We start from the raw sequence: 6,657 nt of genomic DNA, 5'->3' as shown, positions 1-6,657 counted from the left end.
ACGGCCAACCGCCACTACGCTCACGTCGACTGCCCCGGCCACGCCGACTATGTGAAGAACATGATCACCGGCGCCGCGCAGATGGACGGCGCGATCCTGGTCGTGTCGGCTGCCGACGGCCCGATGCCGCAGACCCGCGAGCACATCCTGCTGGCCCGTCAGGTCGGCGTGCCGTCGATCGTGGTGTTCCTGAACAAGGTCGACCAGGTCGACGACGCCGAGCTGCTCGAACTGGTCGAGCTCGAGGTTCGCGAGCTTCTGACCAAGAACGAATTCCCCGGCGACGACATTCCGATCGTCAAGGGTTCGGCTCTGGCTGCTCTCGAAGACTCGGACAAGAAGATCGGTGAAGACGCGATCCGCGAGCTGATGGCTGCGGTCGATGCTTACATCCCGACGCCGGTTCGTCCGCTCGACAAGCCGTTCCTGATGCCGATCGAAGACGTGTTCTCGATCTCGGGCCGCGGCACGGTGGTGACCGGCCGCGTCGAGCGCGGCGTGGTCAAGGTCGGCGAGGAACTCGAGATCATCGGCATCCGTCCGACGACCAAGACGACCTGCACGGGCGTGGAAATGTTCCGCAAGCTGCTCGATCAGGGCCAGGCTGGCGACAACATCGGCGCGCTGCTGCGCGGCGTTGATCGTGAAGGTGTCGAGCGCGGCCAGGTTCTGGCCAAGCCGGGCACGGTGAAGCCGCACAAGAAGTTCGTGGCCGAAGCCTACATCCTGACCAAGGACGAAGGTGGCCGTCACACGCCGTTCTTCACCAACTACCGTCCGCAGTTCTACTTCCGCACGACCGACGTGACCGGCATCGTGTCGCTGCCGGAAGGCACCGAGATGGTGATGCCGGGCGACAACATCACGGTCGATGTCGAGCTGATCGTGCCGATCGCCATGGAAGAGAAGCTGCGCTTCGCTATCCGTGAAGGCGGCCGCACCGTCGGTGCCGGCATCGTCGTCACCATCAAGGAATAACCGAGCCCGGCATTCGCCGGATCGACAAGAAAGGGCGGTCTTCGGGCCGCCCTTTTTGTTTGCCGGGCTATCGGCTGCCGCCCCGTCGGCCGAAGCCTGTTGCAAGGCTCTGGACCTCGTCTAGTATAGGTTGCATCAAGGGGCTTTTTCCAAATGGTTCCAAGGCGGTATTTTCATCGTCGGGCATTGTGGCCGCTGGCTCTGACCTGGCTGATTGCGCTGCTTGCCACAGGCCCGGCAGCCTTCGCGGCGGATGCGGCGCCGGATCTTGGGCCGACGATGCGGTTCGGCATTGTCCGCAGCAACGCAGCGGGGTGCGAGCCGATCTGTCCGGAATGGATATCGGCCGAGGGCTCCATAGAAGCCGGAACTCCGGCGCTCTTCAAACGCATGCTGAAGACGCTTGGCGGGCGGAAACTGCCTGTTGTCGTGGATTCTCCCGGCGGCAATGTCGAGGCGGCGCTGACGCTTGGCCGGCTGATCCGCAAGAACAAGCTCGATATCGCCATCGGCAAGACGGTGTTTTCCAGCTGCCAGCCCGACGCGAAGGGGTGCCAGGACCGTGACGCCCGCTACTTCGGCGATGTCATCGACTATGGCGCCATGTGCAATTCCGCCTGTCCTCTGATGTTTGCCGGCGGCATCAGGCGAGTGGCCGGCGAATGGGCCTATCTCGGCGTCCATCAGATCACCACGACCTACATCCGCACGAAATTGCAATACCGGACCACCTACCGGATCGTCGGGGGCAAGAAGAAGATCCTCAACACGAAGATCGTCAGCCGCAAGAACGCCGGCAGCTACAAGACCTACGAAATGAGCAAGTCGGTGGAGAAAAAGCTGGCGGCCTACCTGGACCAGATGGGCATCGAACAAAGCATGCTCGAAACGATGAAGGGCACCCCGGCCAGCGAAATCCACCAGATCGCCCTCGATGACATGCTGGCGATGAAGCTGGTCACCAGCACGGACGCCGTGGGCCTGTTGACCGCGGCGAGCCTGTGCGAACCCGGCCGCCTGGCCACGAATTGCCGGGAAGTGCCGGGGAACAAGCCTGATGGCCTGATGGCGACCGCGGCCAGGCCTACTCCGCCAGCGATCGAACCCGAGGCGGCGCGGCGCGATGAAGACATGCGCTTCGTTGTCGTTCGCGGCACCAATCCGCTCTGCAATCCAGACTGCCCGGAATGGATCTCGGCGGAAGGCGCGATCACCCCCCAGACCCCGCAGAAGCTGCGCCAGCTGCTCGCCACGCTCGGCAAACGGCAACTGCCTGTCGTGATCAGCTCGAAGGGAGGCGACCTGTTCAGCGCCCTGGCGGCGGGACGGCTTATCCATGAAAAGAAGCTCGACGTCGCCGTTGGCCGCACCGATTTCGTCGGCTGTGACCCAGGAGCGTGGAATTGCCTGGCCAAGGAGGGCGCCTATGCCGGGCTGAGCATCGATGCGGGCGTGGAGTGCGATTCGGCCTGCGCGCTCATGCTTGCCGGCGGCATCAGGCGGCTTGTCGGTCCCCAGGCGCGACTTAGCCTCTACCCGATGGGGCAAAAGCTGATGGTCAAGGCCTACCTGGAGGAGATGGCGATCAGTTCCGCCCTGTTCGCGGCGATCGAGCGGCGCTCGGTCGAGCGCCGGCTGGAACCCGACATGATGCTGAAGGTTGGCCTGACGACGAGCCTGCAATCGGTCGACGCGCTGACCGGCGCCACCATTTGCGAGGCGGTGCCAAGACCCGAGAATTGCCGGATCCGGCCTTCCGCCAATGCCGAGGCTGACGCGCCGGCCAAATTGTAGTGGGCGACGGAGCCCGAAACTGGCCATCGAGGCAGGTTGAGCCGCTTTCGATTTTTCCGCTATCGTCGCTGCTGGCGGCTTCAGGCAGGCGGAGGATCGAGAATGGGCCAGGATATCCCGACACTCTACGAATGGGCCGGCGGCAGCGAGGCTTTGAACCGGCTCACCCAGACCTTCTATGACAAGGTGGCGCAGGACCCGATCGTCGGGCCGGTGTTCAAGACCATGTCGCCGGATCACCCCGCCCATGTCGCGGCCTTCATCGGCGAGGTTTTCGGCGGACCGAAGACCTACAGCGAGCAGTTCGGCGGCCACCGCGAGATGGTCATGCACCATCTGGGCAAGCATCTGAGCGAAGAGCAGCGCCGCCGCTGGATCAGCCTCCTGGCCGATGCCGCCGACGCGGTCGGCCTGCCTGACGATCCGGAATTCCGTTCGGCCTTCATGGGCTATGTCGAATGGGGATCGCGCCTGGCCAAGATGAACTCCAATCTCGGCGAAACCTGCGATCCGCAGACGGAACCGATGCCGGCCTGGGGCTGGGGTGTGCCGGGCGGCCCCTATCAGCCACCGGGTACAAACTAGCGTCCAGTCGCCATGGAGGTGTTGGGCTGATGCCGGAAGATGTGAAGATCATACGTTGGCGCGAGTGGGACGGACCGGGTCTCGAACATTTGGTGCTGCAGGAGCGGGCAGGGGAGGTCTCGGCCGACTCTGTCGCAGTCTGCTCCGGGCAAACGCCTTTTGCCGTCCGTTACCGCATCGTTTGCGATGTCGGCTGGCACGCCAGGCGTGTCGTTGTCGATATGATCGGTAGCGGCCGCACGCTTGTTCTTGCCGCCGATGGCGATGGTCGCTGGACCAGGGACGGCCTGCCGATGCCGGAGCTCGATGGCATTTTCGATCCCGACCTGACCATCACGCCGTTCACCAACACGCTGCCGATCCGGCGATTGCAGCTTTCCGCCGGGCAGAGTGCCGAGATAACCACTGCCTTCATCGACTTCCCCGCCCTCACGGTCGTCGCCAACCCGCAGCGCTACACATGCCTCGAAGAGGGCAGGCGATATCTCTATGAATCGCGCGCCAGCGACTTCAGGCGGGAACTTGAAATCGACCGCAACGGGCTGGTTGTCGACTATCCCGATTTCTGGCGCAGAGGTTAAGGCGTGTTTGCATGCAAACCGCTCTTTACAGAGCGTGCGGAAGCTTTTAGGAAGCGCCTGCTGCGCCGACATGCGCACGTACGGGCATAGCTCAGTTGGTAGAGCGGCGGTCTCCAAAACCGCAGGTCGTAGGTTCGAGCCCTGCTGCCCGTGCCATTCCCTGAATGGCATTCAACCCAATGTCTCGCCGTTTCGGAATGGCGTTCAAAACGATATTTCCATGGTCCGGCCTTTGAAAATCGGCGACCCGCTTGCCATATAGGGTCGATTGGGGCATAAGAGCGCCATAGCCGGGACGGAACGACTGGATGGTTCCGAGGCGGTGTTTGGTCATAAAGCGGAGACTTGCCACTTGCGTGGATCAAGAATCGGTTTTATGTAGACGAAACAGACACGCGACGCGTGGAGCTGGGAAACCGGCTTTACGCGTCTGATTTGCATGGGCGAAATGATTGCGCTGATTCGGCGCGAAATTCGCTCAGGCGGCACGTCCCGGCCAGCGGGATCATCCAGGAGACCCGGCCAACGGGTCTTGAAGACAGAGCGGCATATGGCTTCGAAAACCACAAATCCTTTCGTCTTTCTCCAGCAGGTTCGCGCGGAGACCGCCAAGGTGACTTGGCCGTCGCGGCGCGAAACGATGATCTCGACGGTGATGGTTCTGGCCTTCGCAGTGATCGCGATGATCTTTTTCTTCACCGCTGATCAGCTCATGGGCCTCGCGGTCGAACAGATTCTGGGCATCGGACGCTAAGTCCGGCGATTACGGAGAAGTCTTGAAATGACCGCGCGCTGGTACATCGTCCACGCCTATTCGAACTTTGAAAAGAAGGTCGCCGAGGATATCGAGAACAAGGCCAAGCAGAAGGGCCTGTCTGCCGACATCCACCAGATCGTGGTTCCGACCGAGAAGGTCGTCGAAGTTCGCCGCGGCCGCAAGGTCGATGCCGAGCGCAAGTTCTTCCCGGGCTATGTGCTGCTGAAGGCCAATCTGACCGACGCCGTGTTCTCGCTGGTCAAGAACACGCCGAAGGTCACCGGCTTCCTGGGTGACTCCAAGCCGGTGCCGATCACCGAGGCGGAAGCGCAGCGCATCCTGAACCAGGTGCAGGAAGGCGTCGAGCGGCCCAAGCCCTCGGTCACGTTCGAGATCGGCGAAGCGATCCGCGTTTCGGATGGTCCCTTCGCGTCGTTCAACGGTTTCGTCCAGGAAGTGGACGAGGAGCGGGCGCGGCTCAAGGTGGAAGTTTCGATCTTCGGGCGCGCCGTGCCTGTCGATCTGGAATTCGGGCAGGTCGAAAAGGGCTGATCCGAAATCCCTGAAGCCGGTTTGGCGGTCAGGGGAGGCGGCGCGGAAGCGCGGCCTGAGAACGGTGGGAGACGAATGCGGCTTTAGCCGGCCGCATGGATCGCACCACCAGACTGCAACCGCCGGCATGACCGGCATAGACAAAGGCAGGAAAAGAGATGGCTAAGAAAATTGCAGGCCAGCTCAAGCTCCAGGTGAAAGCGGGATCGGCTACGCCGTCTCCCCCGATCGGCCCGGCGCTTGGTCAGCGTGGCATCAACATCATGGAGTTCTGCAAGGCGTTCAACGCGCAGACCCAGGAAATGGAAAAGGGATCGCCGGTTCCGGTTGTCATCACCTACTATCAGGACAAGTCCTTCACCTTCGTCATGAAGACGGCGCCGGTGAGCTACTTCCTGAAGAAGGCGGCGAACCTGACCTCTGGTTCCAAGGAGCCGGGCAAGGTCAAGGCCGGTACGGTTTCGCGTGACAAGGTCCGCGAGATTGCCACCGCGAAGATGAAAGACCTGAACGCAAACGACGTCGAAGCGGCCATGCGCATGGTCGAGGGCTCCGCCCGCTCGATGGGTCTGGAAGTGGTGGGCTAAGATCATGGCAAAGATTGCAAAGCGTGTATCGAAGACCCGCGAAGGCATCGATCCCAACAAGGCTTATGCCCTGGGTGATGCGCTGAAGCTGCTCAAGGACCGTTCCTCGGTGAAGTTCGATGAGACCATCGAAGTCGCCATGAACCTCGGCGTCGACCCGCGCCATGCCGACCAGATGGTCCGCGGCGTGGTCAACCTGCCGAACGGCACCGGCCGCTCGGTACGTGTCGCCGTGTTCGCCCGTGGCGACAAGGCCGACGAAGCGCGCGCCGCCGGCGCCGACATCGTTGGTGCCGAGGATCTGGTCGACATCGTCCAGAAGGGCACGATCGATTTCGATCGCTGCATCGCCACGCCGGACATGATGCCGCTGGTCGGCCGTCTGGGCAAGGTGCTCGGCCCGCGCGGCATGATGCCGAACCCGAAGGTCGGAACCGTCACCACCGACGTTGCCGCCGCCGTCAAGGCGTCCAAGGGCGGCGCCGTCGAGTTCCGTGTCGAGAAGGCTGGCATCGTCCATGCCGGCGTCGGCAAGGTCTCGTTCGACGTCAAGGCCCTGGAAGAGAACATCCGCGCCTTCGCCGATGCGGTGACCAAGGCAAAGCCGACTGGCGCCAAGGGCAACTACGTCAAGAAGGTGTCGGTCACCTCGACGATGGGCCCGGGCCTCAAGCTCGACGTCGCGACGCTCAACGCGTCCTGATACGAACATTTGGATCGGCCGCCAAGCGGCTGATCCGCAAGTGAATTCCGGACTTCCGACTTGTCGGCGGCCCGGTACCGGAAGCCGAAAGGTTTCCGGACATCCTGTCCGAGATTGCAG

General features: G+C 62.5%; 8 protein-coding genes and 1 tRNA gene. All 9 read left to right on the top strand.

What is annotated here, in order from left to right; genetic code table 11:
* On the top strand, positions 1 to 978 hold a 978-nt coding region (gene tuf, locus ENZ74_RS17040; protein WP_127312882.1), incomplete at its 5' end, for an elongation factor Tu.
* Between the two features lie 153 nt (positions 979 to 1,131).
* Positions 1,132 to 2,772 (top strand): hypothetical protein, encoded by a 1,641-nt coding sequence (locus ENZ74_RS17035; RefSeq protein ID WP_063168073.1) that lies wholly within the window; start codon positions 1,132 to 1,134, stop codon positions 2,770 to 2,772.
* A gap of 102 nt (positions 2,773 to 2,874) precedes the next feature.
* Entirely contained in the window at positions 2,875 to 3,357 is a 483-nt protein-coding gene (locus ENZ74_RS17030) for a group II truncated hemoglobin (RefSeq protein WP_024505637.1), read from the top strand.
* A 29-nt stretch (positions 3,358 to 3,386) separates the two neighbouring features.
* Positions 3,387 to 3,938, top strand: coding sequence for a putative glycolipid-binding domain-containing protein (locus ENZ74_RS17025; RefSeq protein WP_063168072.1), 552 nt, complete (start codon positions 3,387 to 3,389; stop codon positions 3,936 to 3,938).
* A gap of 80 nt (positions 3,939 to 4,018) precedes the next feature.
* Positions 4,019 to 4,094, top strand: a tRNA-Trp gene (locus tag ENZ74_RS17020).
* A 394-nt stretch (positions 4,095 to 4,488) separates the two neighbouring features.
* Positions 4,489 to 4,692: a preprotein translocase subunit SecE gene (gene secE / locus ENZ74_RS17015; RefSeq protein ID WP_013531408.1), complete on the top strand. Its 204-nt coding sequence runs from the start codon at positions 4,489 to 4,491 to the stop codon at positions 4,690 to 4,692.
* A gap of 27 nt (positions 4,693 to 4,719) precedes the next feature.
* Positions 4,720 to 5,247, top strand: coding sequence for a transcription termination/antitermination protein NusG (gene nusG / locus ENZ74_RS17010; protein WP_013531409.1), 528 nt, complete (start codon positions 4,720 to 4,722; stop codon positions 5,245 to 5,247).
* 158 nt (positions 5,248 to 5,405) lie between these two features.
* Positions 5,406 to 5,834, top strand: a complete 429-nt coding sequence (gene rplK / locus ENZ74_RS17005) for a 50S ribosomal protein L11 (protein ID WP_013531410.1) — start codon at positions 5,406 to 5,408, stop codon at positions 5,832 to 5,834.
* 4 nt (positions 5,835 to 5,838) lie between these two features.
* Complete coding sequence (rplA, locus tag ENZ74_RS17000) at positions 5,839 to 6,537, top strand: 50S ribosomal protein L1 (protein WP_013531411.1); 699 nt, start codon at positions 5,839 to 5,841, stop codon at positions 6,535 to 6,537.
* Positions 6,538 to 6,657 lie beyond the last annotated feature (120 nt).

Origin of the sequence: Mesorhizobium sp. M7A.F.Ca.CA.002.15.2.1 (assembly GCF_003998715.1) — a bacterium.
Lineage (GTDB): Bacteria > Pseudomonadota > Alphaproteobacteria > Rhizobiales > Rhizobiaceae > Mesorhizobium > Mesorhizobium ciceri.
This window is presented reverse-complemented; position numbering and strand designations above follow the sequence as displayed.

Excerpts from the sequence above, each read along its gene's own strand:
- ENZ74_RS17035 (WP_063168073.1), top strand. The coding sequence starts at position 1,132 with ATGGTTCCAAGGCGGTATTTTCATCGTCGGGCATTGTGGCCGCTGGCT.
- ENZ74_RS17030 (WP_024505637.1), top strand. The coding sequence starts at position 2,875 with ATGGGCCAGGATATCCCGACACTCTACGAATGGGCCGGCGGCAGCGAG.
- ENZ74_RS17025 (WP_063168072.1), top strand. The coding sequence starts at position 3,387 with ATGCCGGAAGATGTGAAGATCATACGTTGGCGCGAGTGGGACGGACCG.
- secE (WP_013531408.1), top strand. The coding sequence starts at position 4,489 with ATGGCTTCGAAAACCACAAATCCTTTCGTCTTTCTCCAGCAGGTTCGC.
- nusG (WP_013531409.1), top strand. The coding sequence starts at position 4,720 with ATGACCGCGCGCTGGTACATCGTCCACGCCTATTCGAACTTTGAAAAG.
- rplK (WP_013531410.1), top strand. The coding sequence starts at position 5,406 with ATGGCTAAGAAAATTGCAGGCCAGCTCAAGCTCCAGGTGAAAGCGGGA.
- rplA (WP_013531411.1), top strand. The coding sequence starts at position 5,839 with ATGGCAAAGATTGCAAAGCGTGTATCGAAGACCCGCGAAGGCATCGAT.